At 73.6% G+C, this 2,113-nt stretch carries 2 protein-coding genes; both read left to right on the forward strand.

What is annotated here, in order from left to right; genetic code table 11:
- The first annotated feature begins 661 nt into the window (after positions 1-661).
- Complete coding sequence (locus ABZ027_RS43125) at positions 662-1,585, forward strand: aminoglycoside phosphotransferase family protein (RefSeq protein WP_356778585.1); 924 nt, start codon at positions 662-664, stop codon at positions 1,583-1,585.
- A gap of 95 nt (positions 1,586-1,680) precedes the next feature.
- A complete protein-coding gene (locus ABZ027_RS43130; protein ID WP_356778587.1) occupies positions 1,681-1,986 on the forward strand; it encodes a zf-TFIIB domain-containing protein in 306 nt (101 codons plus the stop codon).
- Positions 1,987-2,113 lie beyond the last annotated feature (127 nt).

Here is a 2,113-nt window from a genome sequence, read left to right on the forward strand (position 1 = left end):
CGCCGGACTCCGTCTACGGGGCGGCACCATGGACAGTCAGGCATTTCGGGCCAACGCCCCCCCGGGTCACAGCCAACCGACCCGGCTCGCGATCCCGGACGGGTCTCCATCGGACGGGTCTGCACCGGACCACTCTGCATCGGACCGGTCGTCCGACGCCCAACCCCAGTCTCCGACGCCCAATCCCCGTCGTCCGTTGTCCGACACCTACCGCCCGGCACCCATCGTCCGACACCCGTCGTCCCGTATGCGTCGGCCGTCGTCCGTCGTCCGTCGTCCGTTGGGTGTCAGGCGAGGGACCGTCCGTCCGGTGTCCCCACCCCCTGCGGCGGCGCTCAACGGAGGGGCTCGTCCGTCAGCGGCCCCGACCGCCTGCGATGGCGTTGGACGGCGGGGCCCGCCCGTCCGCTGCCGCCACCCGCCTGCGGCGGCGCTCGATGGCGGGGTCTGGGGCGGAGCCCCAGGGCGAGGTCCGCTTCTTGTTCTGCCGAGTCGGGTGGGTGTGGTGGGCGAGAACGGGGGTCTGGGGGCGGAGCCCCCAGGCACGCGCTCGCGTCGGCGGGGGGCTTCCGAGGACCGGACGTCGCGATGTCCACCCCGGCCCAAAAGACTTGCGTACGCTCGGCCGAGCGAACCGCACCCCGCCCGCTCCAGGAGCACCGTGACCACAAGCCGCCTCCTCACCGAGCTCACGATCCGAGCCAAGGCCAAGGCGCACGCGGCGACTTCGGCCTGCCCCTGCGGAGCAACCCGCACGCTCGCCGACCGCCCCGACGCCACCGTCGTCCGCCACGACCACACCGTCGCCAAGGCTCACGCCCCGGACACGGCCGCACCGGACCTGGCCTCCCGCCTCACCACCGCCGCCCACCTGCCCGGCATCCTCCTTCCCCCGCTCAGCCCGACGCCCGTCGCCCTGCACGGCAGACTCGTCACGTTCTGGCCGTACGGCACCCCCGTGGACCCGGAGAACCCGAACGCCGCCCCCTGGGAGGACGCCGCCACCCTCCTCGCCCGGCTCCACCGCACCCAGCCACCGACCCCGCTACCTCCCATGCGCGGTCCCGCGAAGGCCGCCCTCGCCGTCGCCCGCCTCCGCGCCGCCGGCCCGCACTCCGCGACGGCCCCGGTGCTGCGGGCCTGGTCCACGCTCCCGGCCTGGGCCCGCGCCGAGAGCCCGATGCCGGACACCGCCACCCTCTGCCACGGCGACCTCCACCTCGGCCAACTCGTCCGCCACCCGGTCCCCGACGGACCGTGGCTGCTCATCGACGTCGACGACCTCGGCCTCGGCGTCCCTGCCTGGGACCTCGCCCGCCCGGCCGCCTGGTTCGCCTGCGGACTGCTCGCGCCTGACGACTGGACCCGCTTCCTCACGGCGTACCGAGCGGCGGGCGGCCCGGCCCTTGCGGCGGACGGCGACCCGTGGCCCGTACTGGACGTCCCGGCCCGCGCCCTCACCGTGCAGACCGCCGCCCGTTCGATCGCCAAGGCGATCGCGGCGGACCGCGCCCTGGACGACGTGGAGCAGGCTCTGGTCGACGCCTGCGCCCGCATGGGTTCCGCCCCACCCGACCTGGTGTGAGGTTTCCCGACGTAGGGTGCAACCGACGGGCCGCCGGACGGAGTCTGTCCAGGCGAAACACGAAGCAGGACCAACGGGCGAGGAGTTGAGCCGACATGCAGTGTCCGAAGTGCCATGCGCCGATGCACACGTACAACCGCAACGGCGTTCAGATCGAGCAGTGCAGCGGCTGCCGCGGCATCTTTCTCGACTACGGCGAGCTTGAGGCGCTGACCCGCCTGGAGTCCCAGTGGGGCGGCGGCCCCGCTGTTCCGCCGCCTCCGGCCGCCCCGCAGTACCCGGCCGCACCCACCGCTCCCGCCTGGGGCGCCCCGCACGGCGGTCATCACGGAGGCCATCACGGCGGTCACCACGGTGGCCACCACAACCGGGGCTTCGGTCACATGCTGTTCTCCAGCTGACAGCGGCCGCACGGCAAGAAGCCCCTGGCGGTGGGCGGATTCTCGGGGTCCTCGCAACACCTGATGGCTTACGCGGCTGTCAGTAGATCACGCAGGCGCTCGGCTGGGGTTCTCCAGCCGAGCGTTT

The organism is Streptomyces sp. NPDC006332 (genome assembly GCF_040612855.1).
Lineage (GTDB): Bacteria > Actinomycetota > Actinomycetes > Streptomycetales > Streptomycetaceae > Streptomyces.